Here is a 21,267-nt window from a genome sequence, read left to right on the forward strand (position 1 = left end):
GAGTCTAACAAAGGAAAGATAAATGTCACGATATAACAAAATAGCGTTAATGTGATTTGTTACATCAAAAAAACATATTGTTTTTTTACGCTATTCTTTTCGCCAGCTTGCGACCGAGTGATTCCAGAATATAAATAACGGGGATCTGCGTGGTTATATCGTATACCCCGGCAATGCGTGTCTGTGGAACGTGCCAGGAGAGATTAAAGTCGGCAAGTTTCGCGAGGCGCGAATGTTCATGGCTGGTGACCGACAGAACCTTACAGTTATGCAGACTGAACTGGCTGGCAAAGCGTAGGATCTCTTCGGTTTCTCCAGAAACGGAAAGCACGATCGCCAGCGCGTTTCTGGCCATATCATTAGTTACCGGGAAATAAGGGTCATCGATGTGGTTACTGAATTTTCCGACGTTTGAGAAAAAACGTGCGCCATATTTTGCCAGGGCTCCGGATGTTCCCGCCCCGACGAATATAATACGCTCGGAAGATAATATAATATCAACAGCCTGATCGAGTAGTTTGTCGAACTCGTCGTTATTGACGCCTTTAAAGAAGCTGATAATTTCGCTGGCACCGAAATTAGCCTGTTGCGGTTCATTCTGCTCTAAATATAATTTGAAGCGTACGCGAAATTCTGAGTAACCTTCACACTTAAGCTTGCGGCAAAAGCGCAGTACGGTGGTGGTGGAAACGCCCACGGCATCCGCCAGTTCGCGAATGGTCATGTACATGACTTTGTCACGGTTTTTGATGACATAGTTGTAGACCAGCATCTCAAGATTGTTGAGACTGGCGATGGCAGCGTGGGAGAACATACTCACAATGGCAAAACTCACTCATCAGACTTCATCTACAGGGAATAATAACATGCAGCCAAATGACATCACTTTTTTTCAGCGTTTCCAGGATGACATTCTGGCCGGACGCAAAACCATTACGATTCGTGACGAGTCCGAATCACACTTCAAAGCCGGTGACATTCTACGGGTTGGGCGCTTCGAGGATGAGGGGTACTTCTGCACGATTGAGGTTGTTGACACCTCAACCGTCACGCTGGATACGCTGACAGAGAAACATGCTCACCAGGAAAACATGACGCTAGAAGAACTTAAACACGTGATTGCCGAGATTTACCCGGATCAAACACAATTTTATGTGATTGATTTTAAATGCCTTTGATTCTAAAGGTACGCATGTTAGCTGAATATTAAAATATAACATCATGATTTTTATGGATTGTTATTTAGTTGGCAAATATTTTAGCTAACAGGTGTTCACTGGAACCATTCTCAGTTACGCTAGAGGAGCAATCACGATAGTGTTCGTTTCTCGGGAGTAAAATATGGTTCAGAAGCCATTAATTGCGCAGGGATATTCGCTGGCAGAGGAAATAGCCAATAGCATCAGTCACGGTATCGGGCTGGTGTTTGGGATTGTCGGACTGGTATTGTTGCTGGTTCAGGCAGTGGATACCAACGCCAGCGCCATGGCGATAACCAGCTATAGCCTGTATGGCGGCAGCATGATCCTGCTGTTCCTCGCCTCAACTTTATATCACGCGATCCCCCATCAAAGAGCAAAAGTCTGGCTGAAAAAGTTCGACCACTGCGCGATTTATCTGCTGATTGCCGGGACCTACACGCCATTTCTGCTGGTGGGGCTGGATTCGCCGCTGGCACATGGACTGATGATTGTTATCTGGAGCCTGGCGCTGCTCGGTATTTTATTCAAACTGACCATTGCGCACCGGTTTAAGGTCCTGTCGCTGGTAACCTACCTGGCGATGGGCTGGCTATCGCTGATTGTGGTGTATCAACTGGCGGTTAAGCTGGCGGTGGGTGGTGTGACGTTGCTGGCAGTTGGTGGTGTGGTGTATTCGCTGGGCGTTATTTTCTACGTCTGTAAGCGCATTCCATACAACCACGCGATCTGGCACGGCTTTGTGCTGGGTGGCAGCGTTTGCCATTTCCTGGCGATCTACCTGTACGTGGGGCAGGCGTAATTATCATTACCCAGCGGTGCTGTGCTTACCGGGTCTTTAAAACGCGCGACCCGGTAAGATAAAGTCACCACCCGGCGATTTACTCTTCCAGCGAATAAGGCAGCGGTACGATATGCAGCGTTTTCGCGTCGTCACGAACGCGGAACACGCTGTCGGCTTCCATGTCGTTATTCATCACAACCTGCACCAGTACCTGTCCATCCGCCAGTTGCACCGCGGCGAGTACGGTGCCGGTACGACGCCAGTTCTCGCCCATTTTCAGCTCCAGGTCTTCACCTGCTTCCGGTACCCGACTGGCCGCACCTGCCAGCGTCCACATGGCACGTTTGTTGGCTCCGCGGAATTTTGCGCGAGCAACCATTTCCTGACCGGTATAACAGCCTTTTTTAAAGCTGATCCCGCCCAGAGCCTGCAGATTGGTGGCTTGCGGAATAAACTGTGCGCTGTTGGCAGTATCAATCACCGGAATACCTGCTTCGATATCCAGCGCCAGCCACTGTTGGCTGTTATTTAACTCCGCTTCACCGCGCAGCTTCTCTACCAGGGTTTCCGCCGTTGCAACATCAACGATCAGCAGGAAACGCTCAGCGGGATGTTCGAACCACAATATGGTGGAAGAACCTTCAGTAATGACCTGCTTATCGCTGTTTGGTAATTCGCTAAAGAGATTGGCCAGCGCAGCACGCGCCTGGAATCCCGCGACGCCCAGCAGTACGCGCTCGTCGTCCGGGGCAATCGCCACCTTCGAGAAGACCGCATATTTTTTCAGTTCGGTGAGCTGCGCATCGCGCAGACTACGGCGCTCAAGCCATGCAAAACCGTCACCCTGGCGGAACAGACGCAGGTTGCTCCACATTTTACCTTTGGCGTCACAATGTGCTGCCAACACGTGCTGATGCTCAGTCATCTGGCTGACATCCGCTGTGACCTGACCCTGAATATACTTCTCACTGTCGACACCGGTGATGGTGGCGAGCGCCCATTCATCGAGCGTCATTAGCGTCAGAGGCAAGCGCGTTGACGCGAAAGGCTGGCGAGGAGGAAAAGATATAAAAGCCATAATTAATGTCCTGATTTGCTTAACGCAGTGATAATGACTAATGGTAAAAGAGCTATGGCCCATTGCAAGCGGTTTAAACAGGCTATTTGTGCCATATATTAAGCTTTGCGAGGAGACATCCAAAAATGCTGAATCCTTTGACTTAATGTGGTTTTATTTAGCGAGCACGCTTCCGTTTGCTGATATTCCCGTAAATATGAGGGAAAAACACGTTACAATAGCGGGATACTTCGTTTTCGCGAGACAGGAAGAAGAACATGGATATTAACAACAAAGCACGTATTCATTGGGCATGCCGTCGCGGTATGCGTGAGCTGGACATCTCGATCATGCCGTTTTTCGAACATGAATATGACAGCTTAAGTGACGAAGAAAAACGTATCTTTATCCGTCTGCTAGAATGTGATGATCCAGACTTATTTAACTGGTTGATGAATCATGGGAAACCGGCTGATGCTCAGCTAGAGCAGATGGTGCGACTTATCCAGACACGGAATCGGGAACGTGGTCCAGTGGCAATCTGATTTACGCGTTTCATGGCGCGCGCAATGGCTTTCGCTGCTCATTCATGGGCTGGTCGCGGTATTTATTTTATTGATGCCCTGGCCATTGAGCTACACCCCATTATGGCTGGTTCTGCTCTCTCTGGTGGTGTTCGATAGCGTCCGTAGCCAGCGCCGAATCAATGCCTGTCAGGGCGAGATTCGGCTGTTGATGGACGGTCGTCTGCGCTGGCAAGGGCAAGAGTGGACTATTGCTAGCGCACCCTGGATGGTCAAAACAGGCATGATGTTGCGTTTACGTTCCGATGCCGGAAAACGTCAGCATTTGTGGCTGGCGGCAGACAGTATGGATGACGCGGAGTGGCGGGATTTGCGGCGGTTAATACTGCAACAGGCGAAGCAGGGATAATGCTGATGAATGCCTGATGGCGTGCAGCGTTAAGGTCTACGGTTCGGTGCGGCATGTAGGCCGGATATGGCGTTTACGCCTACATCCGGCAAAATGGTTATCAGGACCAGTGTTCGGCCATTTCACCAAGGATTTGCTCGCACCAGGCCTGAATGCGTTCATCGCTGAGATCGTACTGGTTTGTTTCATCCAGTGCCAGGCCAACAAACAGCTGTCCATCGGCAATGACGGGCTTATCGCTGGTAAATTCATACCCTTCGGTTGGCCAGTAACCAACAAATTTTACGCCTTTGGTGACCAGTTTATCGTGCAGCATACCCAGCGCGTCCAGGAACCATTCACCGTATCCCAACTGATCGCCCATACCGTAAAGCGCAACAATTTTGCCTTCCAGGTTGAGGTCGTCCAGTTGCTCCCAGACCGCTTCCCAGTCCTCTTGGATTTCACCGAAATCCCAGGTTGGGATGCCTAAAATGAGCACGTCATACTGCTCCATTAAGGTCGGGGAATCATCTTTGAGGTTGTGCAGTGTCACCAGTTCGGGACCCAGGATATCGCGGATTTTTTCTGCTGCCATTTCGGTATAGCAGGTGCTGGAACCGTAAAAAAGACCCATGTTCATGACGTAAACATCTCAATTCTGCTGTAGCGTTGCGGGTAGTGTAACAGAATCGCCGCATTCTCGGCACAATGAGGCATAATGCATCAAAAATGAGAGTGAAATAAGGGGCGCGAGTGGAACAGGATCTGGCGCGCATCGAGCAGTTTCTTGATGCCCTGTGGCTGGAACGAAATCTGGCGGAAAACACGCTAAGTGCGTATCGTCGCGATCTGACCATGCTTGTTGAATGGCTACATCACCGCGGCGCCTCGCTTGCGACCGCGCAGAGTGATGACCTGCAAGCATTGTTGGCTGAGCGGATGGATGGGGGATATAAAGCCACCAGTTCCGCACGCTTGCTCAGTGCAATGCGGCGTTTTTTTCAGCATCTGTACCGTGAAAAATATCGCGAAGATGACCCCAGCGCCTCGCTTGCATCACCTAAACTTCCGCAGCGTCTGCCCAAAGATCTCAGCGAAGCACAGGTCGAACGACTTCTGCAGGCGCCGCTGATAGAACAACCGCTGGAACTTCGCGACAAAGCCATGCTGGAAGTATTGTATGCCACAGGCCTGCGCGTGTCTGAACTGGTGGGGCTGACGATGAGTGACGTCAGCCTGCGTCAGGGCGTGGTTCGGGTGATCGGTAAAGGTAATAAAGAGCGCCTTGTCCCGTTAGGTGAGGAGGCGGTGTACTGGCTGGAAACGTACCTTGAGCATGGGCGTCCGTGGTTGCTCAACGGTGTATCAATAGATGTGCTGTTTCCCAGCCAGCGGGCGCAACAGATGACTCGTCAAACCTTCTGGCATCGTATCAAACACTATGCTGTGTTGGCTGGAATCGACAGCGAAAAGCTGTCCCCGCACGTCCTGCGGCATGCGTTTGCCACGCATCTGCTCAACCATGGCGCTGATCTGCGCGTGGTGCAGATGCTACTGGGGCATAGCGACCTCTCGACAACGCAGATTTATACTCATGTCGCAACGGAGCGCTTGCGGCAACTACATCAACAGCATCACCCGCGAGCGTGAGTGCTGACAGGAAAGGATAGGTTATGAAAAAACGTTTTATGATGTTCACCCTGCTGGCGACGGCGTTTTCCGGCATGGTACATGCAGACGATGCGGCGATTCGCCAGTCATTAGCGAAGCTGGGTGTTAAGAGTACCGAGATTCAGTCTGCTCCGGTTGCGGGCATGAAAACTGTACTGACCAATAGCGGCGTGTTGTACGTTACCGAAGACGGTAAACATATTATTCAGGGACCGATGTATGACGTGAGCGGTGCAAGCCCGGTAAACGTCACCAACCAACTGCTGATGAAGCATTTGAACGCGCTGGAAAACGAGATGATCGTCTACAAAGCGCCGCAGGAAAAACACGTCATTACCGTTTTCACCGACATCACCTGTGGCTACTGCCACAAGCTGCATGAAGAGATGAAAGACTACAATGCGTTAGGGATCACCGTACGCTATCTGGCCTTCCCTCGTCAGGGACTGGAAAGCCAGGCCGAGCAGGACATGAAATCTATCTGGTGTGCGAAGGACAAAAACAAAGCCTTTGACGACGCCATGGCTGGCAAAGATGTGAAGCCAGCGACCTGTAATGTGGACATCGCTAACCACTACGCGCTGGGCGTACAGTTTGGCGTCAGCGGTACGCCGGCGATTGTGCTGAGCAATGGCTATGTAGTGCCTGGCTATCAGGGCCCGAAAGAGATGAAAGAATTCCTCGACGCACATGCAAAACAAACCAGCGGTAAATAATTCGCGTGAAACAACAGATACAACTTCGTCGGCGTGAAGCCGACGAGACCGCCGAGCTACCTGCCGACTTGCCGCCATTGCTGCGCCGTTTATACGCCAGCCGTGGCGTGCGCAGCGCGCAGGAGCTTGAGCGTAGTGTGAAAGGCATGCTGCCGTGGCAGCATTTGAACGGTGTCGAAAAAGCGGTTGAAATCCTCTATAACGCTTTTCGCGAAGGAACCCGAATCATCGTGGTCGGCGATTTTGACGCCGATGGCGCGACCAGCACCGCGCTCAGCATTCTGGCGATGCGCGCGTTGGGCTGCAGTAACGTGGACTACCTGGTGCCTAATCGTTTTGAAGACGGTTATGGCTTAAGCCCGGAAGTCGTTGATCAGGCCCATGCCCGGGGCGCTCAGCTGATTGTCACCGTCGACAACGGCATCTCGTCCCACGCGGGTGTTGAACATGCCAGAACGCTGGGGATCCCGGTCGTTGTGACCGATCACCATCTGCCTGGGGACACGCTGCCGGGCGCTGAAGCGATCATCAATCCTAACCTGCACGATTGTGAATTCCCGTCTAAATCGCTGGCTGGCGTTGGCGTGGCCTTCTATCTGATGCTGGCGCTGCGCACCTTCCTGCGTGACAAAGGCTGGTTTGATGAACGAGGAATTGCGCCGCCGAACCTGGCGGATTTGCTTGATCTGGTTGCGCTTGGCACGGTGGCCGACGTGGTTCCGTTGGATGCCAATAACCGCATTCTGACGTGGCAAGGCTTAAGCCGTATTCGTGCCGGAAAGTGCCGCCCTGGTATAAAAGCGCTGCTGGAGATTTCCAATCGCGACCCACTCAAATTGGCTGCCAGTGATTTAGGTTTTGCCCTCGGACCACGGCTGAATGCAGCGGGGCGTCTGGACGATATGTCCGTTGGCGTGGCGCTGTTGCTGTGCGACAACATTGGTGAAGCACGCGTGCTGGCCAATGAGCTGGACGCACTCAACCAGACGCGTAAAGAGATCGAGCAGGGTATGCAGGCGGAAGCGCTGACTCTGTGTGAAAAGCTGGAGCGCAGTAGCGATACGCTACCGGGCGGTCTGGCGATGTACCATCCCGAGTGGCATCAAGGAGTGGTGGGGATTCTGGCATCGCGTATTAAAGAGCGCTTTCACCGTCCGGTAATTGCGTTTGCCCCGGCCGGTGACGGTACGCTGAAAGGCTCCGGGCGCTCGATTCAGGGGCTACACATGCGCGATGCGCTGGAGCGCCTGGACACTCTTCATCCAGGTATGATCCTCAAGTTTGGCGGTCACGCTATGGCGGCGGGTTTGTCGCTGGAAGAGGCGCAGTTTGAGCGTTTCCAGCAGCGTTTCGGCGAACTGGTAACCGAGTGGCTGGACCCCGCCTTACTGCAGGGCGAAGTGGTGTCAGACGGTGCTCTGAGCGCGGCGGAGATGACCATGGAGGTCGCGCAAATGCTGCGTGATGCCGGACCGTGGGGACAAATGTTCCCGGAACCGCTGTTTGACGGGCATTTCCGTCTGCTCCAGCAGCGTCTGGTCGGTGAGCGTCATCTGAAGGTGATGGTGGAGCCCGTCGGTGGTGGACCGTTGCTGGACGGTATTGCGTTTAACGTTGATACCACCTGCTGGCCGGATAACGGTGTTCGCGAAGTTCAGCTTGCCTACAAACTGGATATTAATGAGTTTCGCGGCAACCGCAGCCTGCAGATTATAATCGATAATATCTGGCCACTTTAGCGTCACTTTACACAAAATCATTCAAGCTGCATCGAGGCGGCAAGTGGATGAGTCTCCATGAGCGTACGAGTAGTACGTGACTGGGGCGAAATCGCGCAGCCAACAAAGAGGCAGCTTGAAGGATGATGTGTATATTCGCTATAAAAAAGGGTGTGGATTCGTTACAATCCCGCTCTTATAACCGCATTTTGACTAGTCCAATAAAAGAAATCAGACAATGTTTGAAATTAATCCGGTAAATAACCGCATTCAGGACCTCACGGAGCGCTCTAACGTTCTTAGGGGGTATCTTTGACTATGATGCCAAGAAAGAGCGTCTGGAAGAAGTAAACGCCGAGCTGGAACAGCCGGACGTATGGAACGAACCCGAACGCGCGCAGGCGCTGGGTAAAGAGCGTTCCTCCCTTGAGGCCATCGTTGATACGCTTGATCAGATGAGCCAGGGCCTGGAAGATGTCTCCGGCCTGCTGGAACTGGCTGTAGAAGCCGACGACGAAGAAACCTTTAACGAAGCCGTAGCAGAACTTGATACGCTGGAAGATAAGCTGGCCCAGCTGGAATTCCGTCGTATGTTCTCCGGTGAATATGATAGCGCAGATTGCTATCTCGATATTCAGGCTGGCTCAGGCGGTACGGAAGCACAGGACTGGGCAAGCATGCTGATGCGTATGTACCTGCGTTGGGCTGAAGCGCGCGGCTTTAAGACTGAAATTATTGAAGAATCTGAAGGTGAAGTGGCGGGTATTAAATCCGTGACCATCAGAATTGCTGGCGAATATGCTTACGGTTGGCTGCGTACTGAAACCGGTGTACATCGCCTGGTGCGTAAAAGCCCATTCGACTCCGGCGGTCGTCGCCATACGTCGTTCAGCTCTGCGTTTGTCTACCCGGAAGTTGACGATGATATTGATATCGATATCAACCCGGCGGACCTGCGTATTGACGTTTACCGCGCTTCTGGTGCGGGCGGTCAGCACGTTAACCGTACCGAATCTGCGGTGCGTATCACCCACATCCCGACCGGGATTGTGACGCAGTGTCAGAACGACCGTTCCCAGCACAAGAACAAAGACCAGGCCATGAAGCAGATGAAAGCGAAGCTTTATGAACTGGAAATGCAGAAGAAGAATGCCGAGAAACAGGCGATGGAAGATACTAAATCAGATATCGGCTGGGGTAGCCAGATTCGTTCTTATGTCCTTGATGACTCCCGCATCAAAGATCTGCGTACCGGGGTTGAAACCCGCAACACGCAGGCGGTGCTGGATGGCAGCCTGGATCAATTTATCGAAGCAAGTTTGAAAGCAGGGTTATGAGGAACCAACATGTCTGAACAACACGTACAGGGCGCTGACGCGGTAGCCGACCTTAACAATGAACTGAAAACGCGCCGTGAGAAGCTGGCGAGCCTGCGCGAGCAGGGGATCCCCTTCCCGAACGATTTCCGTCGCGATCATACCTCAGACCAACTGCATGCTGACTTCGATGCAAAAGAAAACGAAGAGCTGGAAGCGCTGAACATTGAGGTTTCCGTTGCTGGCCGTATGATGACCCGCCGTATTATGGGTAAAGCATCATTCGTTACGCTGCAGGATGTTGGCGGCCGCATTCAGCTGTACGTTGCTCGCGACGATCTGCCGGAAGGCGTCTACAACGAGCAGTTCAAAAAATGGGATCTGGGCGATATCCTCGGCGCGAAAGGTAAGTTGTTCAAGACCAAGACCGGTGAGCTGTCCATCCACTGTACCGAGCTACGTCTGCTGACGAAAGCGTTGCGCCCATTGCCGGATAAATTCCACGGTCTGCAGGATCAGGAAGCGCGCTATCGTCAACGCTACCTGGACCTCATCTCTAACGATGAATCCCGCAATACCTTTAAAGTGCGTTCACAGATTATGGCTGGTATCCGCCAGTTCATGGTTGGTCGTGGCTTTATGGAAGTAGAAACCCCGATGATGCAGGTGATCCCAGGCGGGGCGGCAGCGCGTCCGTTTATCACCCATCATAACGCGCTGGATCTGGACATGTACCTGCGTATCGCGCCGGAACTGTACCTCAAGCGCCTGGTGGTTGGCGGCTTCGAACGCGTATTCGAAATTAACCGTAACTTCCGTAACGAAGGCATCTCTGTTCGCCATAATCCAGAGTTCACCATGATGGAACTCTACATGGCTTATGCGGACTACAAAGATCTGATCGAACTGACCGAATCGCTGTTCCGTACGCTGGCGCAGAACGTTCTGGGAACGACTGAAGTGCCTTACGGCGAAGAAGTCTTTGACTTTGGTAAGCCGTTCGAAAAACTGACGATGCGCGAAGCGATTCAGAAATACCGTCCGGAAACCAACATGGCCGATCTAGATAACTTCGATTCTGCAAAAGCGATTGCGGAATCTATCGGCATCAAAGTTGAGAAGAGCTGGGGTCTGGGCCGTATCGTGACCGAAATCTTTGAAGAAGTTGCAGAAGCGCACCTGATTCAACCGACCTTCATTACCGAGTACCCGGCAGAAGTTTCTCCGCTGGCGCGTCGTAATGATGAAAATCCGGAAATCACCGATCGCTTCGAATTCTTCATTGGCGGACGTGAAATCGGTAACGGCTTCAGCGAGCTGAACGATGCAGAAGATCAGGCGCAGCGTTTCCAGGATCAGGTTAACGCCAAAGATGCAGGTGACGACGAAGCGATGTTCTACGACGAAGACTATGTTACCGCTCTGGAACACGGTCTGCCGCCGACTGCGGGCCTGGGCATTGGTATCGACCGTATGGTTATGCTGTTCACAAACAGCCATACTATCCGCGACGTAATCCTGTTCCCGGCAATGCGCCCGGTTAAGTAAGATGTGAAATGCCGGATGGCGGCTGATGCCTTATCAGGCCTACGATGCGTTATGTAGGCTTGATGGGCGTAGCCCCGTCAGGCAATCAATTCCCGTTGGCAAACTTGCGCAGTAACTCTCGCGCCTTAACATCTGAAACCTGCATTACCATCCACGGGCTAAAAGCCCACGGCGTCGCGTCAATCCCGCTTAAAACATCCTCAAGATTGCTCCACTGGGAATCCATCACTTCATCTGGGTTTAGCTGTAGCTCACTGACGATATGTGCGGCATAAACCGGGCATACTTCGTTTTCCACTATTCCACTCGGATCCGTGGCGCAATAACGAAAATCAGCATACACGGGGCTGAGCGAGTCGATGTCTGCACCCAGCTCGAAGCTAGCCCGGCGGATAATAGCGGCTTCGGTGGTTTCACCCAACTGCGGGTGACCGCAGACAGAGTTGGTCCAGACGCCTGGCCAGGCTTTTTTGTGCAGCGAACGGCGGGTGACCAGCAGTTGACCCTGCTCGTTAAATATCCAGCATGAGAAAGCAGAGTGCAGGGGGGTTGTGGCGGTATGCGCCGCATACTTTTCCAGTGTTCCACAGGGCTGGCCCTGCTCATTCAATAAAATGACATGTTCCTGTCGCATAGCGTCCACCATCAATCTTAAGCATTCACATTATATGCTGTATTAAGTCAGAATGATTAACAGAGGGTGTGAAATGCCAGAGTCGACGCTTCGTTGCGCGATATGATTTGGCATCCGGTTTCTGGCTGCTATGATAAAGCGTCTGAAAATGTTGCGAGGTATTGTTTTGAGTGCAGGACGCCTGAAGAAAAATGGCCTGAGTATCGCGATACTGCTGTGTGTCGGTCTGCTGTTAGCAGGCTGTTCCGGGAGCAAGTCGTCTGATACAGGAAGTTATTCCGGCTCCGTGTATACCGTGAAGCGGGGAGATACGCTATACCGTATTTCGCGCGCCACCGGGACCAGCGTAAAAGAGCTTGCACGCCTGAATAATATTTCACCGCCCTATACCATTGAAGTGGGGCAAAAGCTGAAGGTCAGCGGCGGCGCGAAAACCAGTTCAGGCTCTGGCAAAACAACGACGAAATCCTCAACCAAAACGGCAGCGGTCAGACCATCTTCGTCCGTACCGCAATCCTCCTGGCCTCCGGTAGGGCAGCGCTGCTGGCAGTGGCCTGCCAGCGGTAAAGTGATTCTGCCTTATTCAACCGCGGACGGCGGCAATAAAGGCATTGATATCTCAGCAGCGCGTGGTACGCCGATTTATGCCGCCGGAGCCGGGAAGGTGGTTTATGTCGGTAATCAGCTACGGGGTTACGGTAATCTCATTATGATTAAGCACAGTGAGGACTACATCACTGCGTATGCGCATAATGACACCATGTTGGTGAACAACGGTCAAAACGTGAAAGCCGGGCAGAAGATCGCGACGATGGGCAGCTCGGATGCGACCACGGTGCGGCTGCATTTCCAGATCCGCTATCGGGCGACGGCTATCGATCCGCTGCGTTATTTGCCACCAAAGGGCAGTAAGCCAAAATGCTGACGGTGAATTAATCGCCAGTCAGTCAGTTAGTCCCTTGCCAAGAAGAGCGTAAGGTTTATAATCCCTTACGCACTCCAATGCGGGCGTAGTTCAATGGTAGAACGAGAGCTTCCCAAGCTCTATACGAGGGTTCGATTCCCTTCGCCCGCTCCACGACTTACTTCTCACAGACTCTCCTGATTCAATTATCCTTCGTAATCTCAATGTGTTTCTTTGTTTAACGGCCAGACAGACTCAATGCACGACTATGCAGGCTAAAGCGATTGTGGGAGACGATAGGCCCCCCTTTCGGGAGATACCTCATATGAAACTAACTATCCACAGGGGCCAAAGAGAAATCTTTGACGTTCTCGGATAGTAGAGCTTTGTATATGCTGGTTAATCCTTTCAATTCGCGATACTGGTGTCTTAAATATCGCATTTCCCCCGTGGTACAAAAAATCAACTATCAATCAATTGAATTTATTTAAGAAATTTTAAGGAGTATGTTTGATTGTCTGTCTGAAAATAGAGCAACGCTAATACAGGTCACGTAGTTAACTGTTAGATTATAATTCCATAGTTATCTTTTTTGAACACGATATAAGATTGGTCATTCTTCATAAATAAGTAATGTAGCCTTTTTGTAGGTCAATTTTCTCTAATCGGCAGTAACAGGTTTTAAATGGTTTAGACTTGGTAGGATTTTACCTGGATAAATATGGTGACATCTATTTTGTTAAAAATATCTTCCGGAGTTTAATCACTGCTGATAATTTCTTGAGGTGACTAGTTTTGTTCTCATTATCCGGTCAAGAAATTATGTAGATACACAAAAATATACGAGTTAGTTTAGTACTTTGTACCATTTTGAATGCTTGCTATGCCGGGTGGCTCGTTAGCCTTGTGTATATTATGTCATTGTTGTTGAAAAATATGGAAAATATAGTTAGATAGACTTCAGTTGTACTGATTAAAATCTCACACGGTATAGCTAAGAATTTAAAGGTAGAGACATGGGTGACCATTCAGGCAGGCTACCTTTAACCCCAGTATGTATGCTGGTAATTTGTAAGTAAATGTTTCTGTGTGTTTTGGGAATTTTCTCATTTTGAATAAAAGATGAAAGTGCGGTTTCACAGGTAGTGCTAATAATACAACCAATAATCGTATTAAAATGCCGATATCCATTAGTAATTCAAATCTAAGAATGAGTGATTGATAGCTTTTAGCTATGAATGGCGAGGGGTTGATATCACATCCTTGTTGTGTAAAAGTTCATCTCATGTATTTAGCAATATTAATAAAATCAATTACTCGATTGTTAGGTATTTTTTAGAGGGTCGGTGTGCTTAAAAGTACACACTTACCTTTCCATGGATGAAATAGAGTTTTTTGAGGTTATGGAGGCTTCATGAAGTATCAACATTTCTGGCCACCTAATGATATTTACTTTGGGGGTGGTGTCGCTAGTGTTATTGATGAAATGTCACTGATTACAAACGAAAGAAATTATTTATTCGTGAATCTTAATCAATATAGCTTACGTAGCACCTTGGTTTTTTTCTCACGGAATAAAAATATCAATAAAATCATAATCATCATTTCCAGCTCACGGTTGATGCCTTTGGCTCTTTTTTGGCTGGATAATATCAAAAATGTTATTGCTGTTTTCGATACCTCAACATCTGTGTCGGAGATGATTAAGAAAATAAGCCTATATCGACGAAATGGTGACAAGATAACGGCAGGGCGAAGGGAATGTAACTTTAAGATTAGCAACAAAGATATCATGAAGATGAAGTACTTCCTAACCGAAAGCGGTATGGAGGAGCTTCAGGATAGATTTATGAACTCGCCGTCAACATTGTATCGTTGGAGAAAAGAGATCGCCCTTAAATTTGGCGTGCGAGACCCTCGATATCTTCTATTGCCAGAATAAAATGCTATGCGTTTCTCATTAAGAATTACAATTAAAGATCCGATCTTTAATTGTTGTTTTAGAACGGATACTGCATACGACCTCCATTTAACTAAAATTAGGAAATATAAAATTTCTAGCCTTGCTTAGACTAGAAACTGTCGTGATTTCGATAAGAATAGATACGCTGGCTAAGAACGTCAGGGGCGGTAGCGTTCCAGAAAACATCTGGGATTTATTTAAAGTTAATAATTATTAAATAAGGGACTTATCAGTAATGATCAGCAAAGATGATGTAAAAATTGCCATTATTGGACTCGGGTATGTTGGCTTACCATTGGCTGCTGAATTTGGGAAAATTCGTCAGGTGGTTGGTTTTGATGTTAATCATAAACGTATACTCGAGCTAAAAGAAGGGATCGATGTCAATCTCGAAACCACAGAAGAAGAGCTACGTGATGCTCGCCATCTGACGTTTACCTCATCAATTGATGAAATCAGAGAATGCAATTTTTACATCATTACCGTCCCGACGCCGATCAACGATTATAAGCAACCAGATCTCACTCCTTTGATTATGGCAAGTGAAACTGTTGGCAAAGTACTGAGGCCGGGGGATATCGTGGTGTATGAATCTACGGTATATCCAGGGTGTACTGAAGAAGAATGCGTGCCGATCCTTGAGCGTATGTCAGCGATGACATTTAACAAAGACTTCTTTGTCGGATATAGCCCAGAGCGCATCAATCCCGGCGATAAAAAATATCGTCTGACAACTATCAAGAAAATTACCTCAGGTTCAACTGCAGAAACGGCCTGTCTGGTTGATGAGATCTATCGACAGATCATCACGGCAGGAACGTACAAAACGGAAAGCATTAAGATCGCGGAAGCGGCAAAGGTGATTGAAAATACCCAACGCGATCTCAATATCGCGCTGGTAAATGAATTGGCGATTATCTTTAACCGATTAGAGATTGACACTGAAGCCGTACTGCGAGCAGCGGGAAGTAAATGGAACTTCCTGCCATTCCGTCCTGGACTGGTTGGTGGTCACTGCATTGGCGTCGATCCCTATTATCTGACTCATAAATCTCAGGGCATCGGTTACTATCCGGAAATTATCCTCGCGGGTCGTCGACTGAACGATAATATGGGTAACTATGTTTCGGGACAGTTGATCAAAGCCATGATCAAAAAAGGGATTAATGTTGAGGGTTCTAACGTTTTGATTCTGGGGTTCACCTTTAAAGAAAACTGCCCGGATATCAGGAATACCCGCATTATCGATGTTGTAAAAGAGTTGGGCAATTACAGCTGTAATGTTGATATTTTTGACCCTTGGGTGGATGCTGAGGAAGTCGAAGAGGAATACGGGATTATACCTGTATCGGAAATCAAGGCGGCTTCTTATGATGCCATTATTGTTGCCGTTGGCCATGAGCAGTTTAAGAAGATGGGGAGTACTGATATTCGTGGCTTTGGAAAAGATAAACATGTGCTTTATGATTTGAAGTATATCCTTTCGCCTGAGCAGTCAGATGTGAGGTTATAATTATGACAGCCTATGATGAATTAAAAATACAACTCGTTCTTGAACCAAAACGTTGGCTTATTACTGGCGTAGCAGGTTTTATCGGCTCTGGATTATTAGAAGAACTACTCTATTTAAATCAAACAGTAATTGGGTTGGATAACTTTTCAACTGGCTATCAACATAATTTAGAGGATGTGCGTGCCGCTGTCAGTGAAGAACAATGGTCGCGGTTTACCTTTGTTCATGGGGATATCCGGTCGTTTGCCGATTGTCAGGCTGTTTGTGAGAATGTCGATTACGTTTTACATCAGGCCGCTCTGGGAAGCGTACCACGTTCCTTGCAGGATCCTATCACGACAAATAGCGCTAACATTGATGGTTTTTTAAATATGTTGACGGCGGCGAGAGATGCACATGTATCTGGTTTCACCTATGCCGCAAGCAGTAGTACTTATGGTGACCATCCCGATTTACCTAAAATTGAGGAACGGATCGGCCGGCCATTAAGCCCGTATGCGGTTACAAAATACGTCAATGAATTGTACGCCGAGGTGTTTGCTCGCAGCTATGATTTTAACACTATTGGCCTGCGCTACTTTAATGTATTTGGCCGCCGCCAAAACCCTAACGGAGCATACTCTGCAGTCATTCCTCGCTGGATACTATCGCTTCTTAAAGATGAACCAATTTATATCAATGGCGATGGTTCAACAAGCCGCGATTTTTGCTATATAGAAAATGTGATTCAGGCAAATTTATTATCAGCAACGACTAATGATTTAGCCTCAAAAAATAAAGTCTATAATGTGGCTGTTGGAGACAGAACTTCGCTAAATGAGCTTTATTATCTCATCCGCGATGGGTTGAATTTATGGCGGGACGAACAAATTCGTGCTGAACCAATTTATAAAGATTTTCGTGACGGTGACGTTAAGCATAGTCAGGCAGACATTACCAGAATAAAAACATTTCTTTCATATGAGCCTGAGTTTGATATCAAAGAAGGACTTAAGCAGACTCTAAAATGGTATATCGATAAACAGACTGCTTTGTATTCCTGAGTATAACTACTCACTTTCTTTTCACGTGGATGAATTTAATGAAATCGTCAGAGATGTTTACGCTTACCGCCATTGGTAGTTGCCGTATCGCGAGTCCGGTAAAAAGAGCTCAGCCTTATTTTAATTTTAAGGCTAATTTTAAGAAAATATATGGATTTACGCATACGAGCAGCGAGGCATTACAGCAGGTCCGTTTTATTTTGGGATTGATAGATATTCCTGAAAAGGTCCGGCCTTTTATTTTTAGAACTGCTGTAAATTATTCAAAAACCGACGTTCATAGTCGTTCTGATTTCTATATCGTTGAGATTTCAAGTCAGAAGAAGATTATGGCCTATGGGTTGTGCTTACAACAAAATTATATAACTCGTCATTTTTATGAGTTCTTTAGCCAAACAGAGCGAGCGCGTGTGTACTGGTCGCTGGCCACGCAAGGGAATCAACACAAACTGCTGGCCTATCTCAAAGACGATCCCTGTTTTGCCGGAATGTCGGAAGACGATCGTGCCTTATTAAGCAATATTAATGTTGAGCAGATGGATGAGCATGCTATCGAACAGGATATGATGGAAATCATTCAGCTTCTTGGTCGCGATCGCGTTATGTTTATGACCCATGTTGATGCTGTGACTCGTGCTGGAACCGTCATTCAGTCCCGCAGTCGGTTGATTAAAAATGTCGAGACCATCGCCGCCAGGATGGATATTCCCTGCGTTAACCCGACAAATTTGATGGAAAAGTGGGGGCAGAAACGAGCCCTGGAAAAAAATGGCGACGATCTTACTCATTATACCGACATGTTTGGTGATGCGATCGTTGCGGCTATTTTTAAGGGAGTGATCAACAATACTAAGCATCATCTTGATGAGAGGCGGCAAGAGAAACAGGACCAAATACGTGAGATTACATTATCGATCACTAAGCTGCTTGCCGATGGCGACATTATTGCTGCATCACAGCAACTTTTTGCCGCATTAAGAAATCAGCAGCAAGAGCCCGTTCTGATCCAACTTCGGTCCGTAATCTTCAGCCGTTTAGGTTATTATGAACAGGCTTATCAGGATATTAGTGATGTTGAGAAAATTATCGGTACGACGGACAGCACATTACGTTGTCGGCTGAGGTCTCTGCATGGATTAGCGCGTTGGCGGGAAGCCTTATCGACGGCCGAGATGATGCTTTCCAATGAAATTGAAGATGAAGAAGTCCTTACCGTTGCCGCCGGCTCAGCCGATGCTTTACAGCTGTTTGATAAGTCATATCAATACTGGAAAAGTGTACTGTTATTGAATCCTGAAACCCAAAGCGGATGGGTTAATTTCCTGAGCAGCACGCAATATTTCAATGATGGCAACGCATTCTCCGAAGCTTTCCATGCCGGCATTCAATCGCAGCGCCTAAATGATGCGTTTATGGAAACAGCGTTATCTTTGGCAATCAAATTCAGTGATGAATTGATTTTCAAGCATGCGCTTGAGCAGTTACTCCGCCATGAGTCAGAATTTGCGCTGACGGTATTGTCGACGATTCATGATACCGGTCTCGTCATCCACGCAGCTTTCTGCATCAAGAATATGAGCTATCATCAGGCGCTTAGCACCTCGTATAAAGATAAACTCCACGACGTTTTTGTGGCATGGAACAATACCGCGCTGTCGCTACATTCGGTTGATGATTTTGTCTCACTGAGTACTTCGCTGGTGTACACCTTCTCTGCATTTATGGTTTATCCCCATGCACGTATTTCTCGCTTTAATAATGAAGTTAAAACGGCATGGCGCGAGAAATTAAGAGAAATGTATGAGCGTGAGGATTATGAAAATATCCTGGTAGGGGCGAAAATTGTGTGGCCACTTCTGGAGTTCGATCCTGTTAGCACAGTATATTGTGCAAGAACGCTGGTGAATCTTGGTGCCTGGAAGGATGCGTGCACGTTGGCCCACATGACCTTGACTCGTAACTCGAACATTACCAGCCTGCAGTCGATTATGTTACGCAGCATACGTCATATTAACGACATTCCGTTCCTCATTGATTTGATTGCTAACGTCATGAGCATTTCTCCATCATTCCAGAATGCCTCGATGAACGAGCTGTTTGAGAAAGAGTGTCGCAATGTTGCAACCAGAGCCCTTAAATATGTACGCCAGAAGAAAACTGAAGGGCGTCTGGATGAAGCATTGTCTGTATTGATTAGCCTGAAACGAATTGATCCTGATGTTTCTCGCCTGATGCGTGAATATAAGCAAATTATCAGATTATTTAATGATTCACTGAAGGATGGCGGCAGCACTATCGCGTCTTATGAACATCTGGATTATGCGAAAAAATTACTCGTTTTTGATAGCGAAAATGCCTATGCCTTGAAATATGCCGCATTAAATGCAATGCATTTACGCGACTACACCCAGGCTTTGCAGTATTGGCAGCGACTGGAGAAAGTGAATGGGCCAACGGAGCCGGTGACAAGGCAGATCTCGACCTGCATAACCGCATTACAAAAAAATATATCAGGGAAGTCGTAATGATTACGGAGGAAGAAAAGTTAGCTGCGCTAGGGAAAACGCTTTTAACATTGAAACAAGAGAGGAAGCTTGCGCAAGCTATTGCGTTAATTGACAGTGAATTACCGGCTGAGGCTTTAACTTCATTAGCGATGCTAAAAAAAGCAGAATTTCTTCATGATTTCAATGAAACGGCGCGTGCATACGCGCTCTACGAAACGCTGATTGCACAAAACAATGATGAAGCACGTTATGAGTATGCGCGGCGTTTATATAATACGGGGCTAGCCAAAGATGCGCAGCTAATTCTTAAAAAGGTTAGCACTGGCGTGCAGAAAAAATATAACAATTATTTAGGCAAAATAAATAAGATCTGCGATTTGCTTGAACGCCTTGAAGGGGAAGCGATCCCTGTGGGGACCAACACCCGTATTATTGCAATGAAGCATGCCATCTTGTTTTATCGAAATCGTCAGCCGCGGCAGCTTCCCGTCGGATCTTTTGGTCGCCTTGCGCTCTGTACAGGCTCGCTAGGTAGCGGCGGTGCAGAGCGTCAGATTTCCAGGCTGGCTATCGAGATCGCCAGAAAATATCGGCAACAGGGGAAAATTGGCGGCCTGAAAGTAGAAGAGCCGGTAGAGCTCATTATTCGCTCCCTGGCACCGGAACTCAGACAAGACTTTTTCCTGAAAGAAGTGTTGGAAGAACAGGTCGAGGTGCTTGAAATCGCGAAGATTACCGGAAACTTCTTTGACGATGCGACAATAGAATCTCCGGAGTTGCGCTTATTGCTCTCTCATCTGCCGCCGGTGTGTAACTACGGCATCAAGCATCTGGTCCCCCACTTATGCGAGCGCAAGCCGGATTATCTCTCCGTTTGGCAGGATGGCGCTTGTCTGATGATTGCGCTTGCAGCGCTGATTGCTGGCGTGCCCAGAATTCAACTGGGATTACGTGGCTTACCACCGGTGGTGAGAAAGCGTCTGTTCAAGCCGGAATATGAGCCTCTCTACCAGGCGCTGGCGGCCGTGCCTGGCGTTGATTTTATGAGTAACAACCATTGTGTGACCCGCCATTATGCCGACTGGCTAAAGTTGGAGGCGAAGCACTTCCAGGTTGTATATAACGGCGTCTTACCGCCATCTACCGACCCCTCTTCTGAGGTGCCACATAAAATCTGGCAGCAGTTTACGCAAAAAACCCAGGATGCGGACACAACTATTGGTGGCGTTTTCCGCTTTGTAGGTGATAAGAACCCTCTTGCATGGATTGATTTTGCAGCACGCTATTTACAGCACCACCCCGCCACACGCTTTGTGCTGGTAGGCGATGGTGATTTGCGCGCTGAAGCGCAGAAACGCGCCGAACAGTTGGGGATTCTGGAGAGAATACTATTCGTTGGCGTCTCGCGTGACGTGGGGTATTGGCTGCAAAAAATGGACGTATTCATTTTGTTTTCGCGTTATGAAGGACTACCCAATGTACTCATTGAAGCACAAATGGTCGGGGTGCCGGTGATTTCAACCCCTGCAGGTGGATCGGCAGAATGCTTTATTGAGGGTGTTTCGGGTTTCATTCTTGATGATGCACAGACGGTCAATCTTGACCAGGCTTGCCGCTATGCAGAACAGTTGGTCAATTTATGGCGCAGCAGAACCGGTATTTGCCAACAGACGCAGTCATTTTTACAAGAACGCTTCACCGTTGAACATATGGTGGGAACGTTTGTACAAACCATTGCCTCTCAGCCTCGTTAATTAATGGGCAGCATTTTTTCAGCTA

19 protein-coding genes and 1 tRNA gene are annotated in these 21,267 nt (G+C 48.4%); 16 read left to right on the forward strand and 4 right to left on the reverse strand.

The window, feature by feature from the left end:
* Positions 1 to 85: 85 nt before the first annotated feature.
* Entirely contained in the window at positions 86 to 814 is a 729-nt protein-coding gene (locus HV311_RS04190) for a MurR/RpiR family transcriptional regulator (protein ID WP_003838265.1), read from the reverse strand.
* A gap of 52 nt (positions 815 to 866) precedes the next feature.
* Between HV311_RS04190 and yqfB the strand changes: the two genes are divergently transcribed.
* Complete coding sequence (yqfB, locus tag HV311_RS04195) at positions 867 to 1,178, forward strand: N(4)-acetylcytidine aminohydrolase (RefSeq protein ID WP_181598894.1); 312 nt, start codon at positions 867 to 869, stop codon at positions 1,176 to 1,178.
* Positions 1,179 to 1,341: 163 nt separating this feature from the next.
* Entirely contained in the window at positions 1,342 to 2,001 is a 660-nt protein-coding gene (trhA, locus tag HV311_RS04200; RefSeq protein WP_049282171.1) for a PAQR family membrane homeostasis protein TrhA, read from the forward strand.
* Between the two features lie 79 nt (positions 2,002 to 2,080).
* On the opposite strand, the gene ygfZ is transcribed toward trhA, so the two are convergent.
* Positions 2,081 to 3,061 carry a tRNA-modifying protein YgfZ gene (ygfZ, locus tag HV311_RS04205; RefSeq protein WP_016154350.1) on the reverse strand — a complete coding sequence of 327 codons (981 nt, stop codon included), beginning with the start codon at positions 3,059 to 3,061 and terminating at the stop codon, positions 2,081 to 2,083.
* 257 nt (positions 3,062 to 3,318) lie between these two features.
* Here ygfZ and sdhE point away from each other — a divergent pair, with 257 nt between their 5' ends.
* Together sdhE and HV311_RS04215 are read left to right on the forward strand one after the other, a co-directional pair.
* Positions 3,319 to 3,585: an FAD assembly factor SdhE gene (gene sdhE, locus HV311_RS04210; RefSeq protein WP_016154349.1), complete on the forward strand. Its 267-nt coding sequence runs from the start codon at positions 3,319 to 3,321 to the stop codon at positions 3,583 to 3,585.
* Positions 3,566 to 3,973 (forward strand): protein YgfX, encoded by a 408-nt coding sequence (locus HV311_RS04215; protein WP_016154348.1) that lies wholly within the window; start codon positions 3,566 to 3,568, stop codon positions 3,971 to 3,973. Before sdhE ends, HV311_RS04215 begins: the two co-directional genes overlap by 20 nt.
* Positions 3,974 to 4,073: 100 nt before the next feature.
* On the opposite strand, the gene fldB is transcribed toward HV311_RS04215, so the two are convergent.
* A complete protein-coding gene (fldB, locus tag HV311_RS04220) occupies positions 4,074 to 4,595 on the reverse strand; it encodes a flavodoxin FldB (protein ID WP_016154347.1) in 522 nt (173 codons plus the stop codon).
* Positions 4,596 to 4,708: 113 nt separating this feature from the next.
* Between fldB and xerD the strand changes: the two genes are divergently transcribed.
* The 5 genes from xerD (at position 4,709) to lysS (ending at position 10,924) form a co-directional block, all read left to right on the forward strand.
* On the forward strand, positions 4,709 to 5,605 hold the full coding sequence (gene xerD / locus HV311_RS04225; RefSeq protein WP_016154346.1) for a site-specific tyrosine recombinase XerD: 897 nt from the start codon (positions 4,709 to 4,711) through the stop codon (positions 5,603 to 5,605).
* 23 nt (positions 5,606 to 5,628) lie between these two features.
* Positions 5,629 to 6,342, forward strand: a complete 714-nt coding sequence (gene dsbC / locus HV311_RS04230; protein ID WP_047357820.1) for a bifunctional protein-disulfide isomerase/oxidoreductase DsbC — start codon at positions 5,629 to 5,631, stop codon at positions 6,340 to 6,342.
* Positions 6,343 to 6,347: 5 nt separating this feature from the next.
* A complete protein-coding gene (gene recJ, locus HV311_RS04235; RefSeq protein ID WP_016157413.1) occupies positions 6,348 to 8,081 on the forward strand; it encodes a single-stranded-DNA-specific exonuclease RecJ in 1,734 nt (577 codons plus the stop codon).
* 217 nt (positions 8,082 to 8,298) lie between these two features.
* Positions 8,299 to 9,397 (forward strand): peptide chain release factor 2 gene (prfB, locus tag HV311_RS04240; RefSeq protein ID WP_100250065.1). Its coding sequence is split into 2 segments (ribosomal slippage): positions 8,299 to 8,373 and positions 8,375 to 9,397, totalling 1,098 coding nucleotides; the frame shifts between segments, so codons are not numbered across the junction.
* 9 nt (positions 9,398 to 9,406) lie between these two features.
* A complete protein-coding gene (gene lysS, locus HV311_RS04245; RefSeq protein WP_005123357.1) occupies positions 9,407 to 10,924 on the forward strand; it encodes a lysine--tRNA ligase in 1,518 nt (505 codons plus the stop codon).
* 85 nt (positions 10,925 to 11,009) lie between these two features.
* On the opposite strand, the gene idi is transcribed toward lysS, so the two are convergent.
* Complete coding sequence (idi, locus tag HV311_RS04250) at positions 11,010 to 11,558, reverse strand: isopentenyl-diphosphate Delta-isomerase (RefSeq protein WP_053389487.1); 549 nt, start codon at positions 11,556 to 11,558, stop codon at positions 11,010 to 11,012.
* 166 nt (positions 11,559 to 11,724) lie between these two features.
* Between idi and actS the strand changes: the two genes are divergently transcribed.
* The 7 genes from actS to tviE all read left to right on the forward strand — a co-directional run bounded on the left by actS (position 11,725) and on the right by tviE (position 21,242).
* Positions 11,725 to 12,483, forward strand: coding sequence for an amidase activator ActS (gene actS / locus HV311_RS04255; protein ID WP_191220748.1), 759 nt, complete (start codon positions 11,725 to 11,727; stop codon positions 12,481 to 12,483).
* Between the two features lie 79 nt (positions 12,484 to 12,562).
* Positions 12,563 to 12,636 (forward strand) — tRNA-Gly (locus HV311_RS04260).
* 1,240 nt (positions 12,637 to 13,876) lie between these two features.
* On the forward strand, positions 13,877 to 14,404 hold the full coding sequence (locus HV311_RS04265) for a Vi polysaccharide biosynthesis protein TviA (protein ID WP_046274927.1): 528 nt from the start codon (positions 13,877 to 13,879) through the stop codon (positions 14,402 to 14,404).
* Positions 14,405 to 14,660: 256 nt separating this feature from the next.
* Positions 14,661 to 15,938, forward strand: a complete 1,278-nt coding sequence (gene tviB, locus HV311_RS04270) for a Vi polysaccharide biosynthesis UDP-N-acetylglucosamine C-6 dehydrogenase TviB (protein WP_016157409.1) — start codon at positions 14,661 to 14,663, stop codon at positions 15,936 to 15,938.
* 2 nt (positions 15,939 to 15,940) lie between these two features.
* Positions 15,941 to 16,981 carry a Vi polysaccharide biosynthesis UDP-N-acetylglucosaminuronic acid C-4 epimerase TviC gene (tviC, locus tag HV311_RS04275; RefSeq protein ID WP_191220749.1) on the forward strand — a complete coding sequence of 347 codons (1,041 nt, stop codon included), beginning with the start codon at positions 15,941 to 15,943 and terminating at the stop codon, positions 16,979 to 16,981.
* Between the two features lie 29 nt (positions 16,982 to 17,010).
* Positions 17,011 to 19,506: a Vi polysaccharide biosynthesis protein TviD gene (gene tviD / locus HV311_RS04280; RefSeq protein ID WP_191220750.1), complete on the forward strand. Its 2,496-nt coding sequence runs from the start codon at positions 17,011 to 17,013 to the stop codon at positions 19,504 to 19,506.
* Entirely contained in the window at positions 19,506 to 21,242 is a 1,737-nt protein-coding gene (tviE, locus tag HV311_RS04285; protein WP_191220751.1) for a Vi polysaccharide biosynthesis glycosyltransferase TviE, read from the forward strand. The genes tviD and tviE overlap by 1 nt, the downstream gene beginning before the upstream one ends.
* The last annotated feature ends 25 nt before the right edge of the window (positions 21,243 to 21,267 follow it).

The sequence above is a fragment of the Citrobacter sp. RHBSTW-00881 genome, from assembly GCF_013728515.1.
Taxonomy (GTDB): Bacteria; Pseudomonadota; Gammaproteobacteria; order Enterobacterales; family Enterobacteriaceae; genus Citrobacter; species Citrobacter braakii.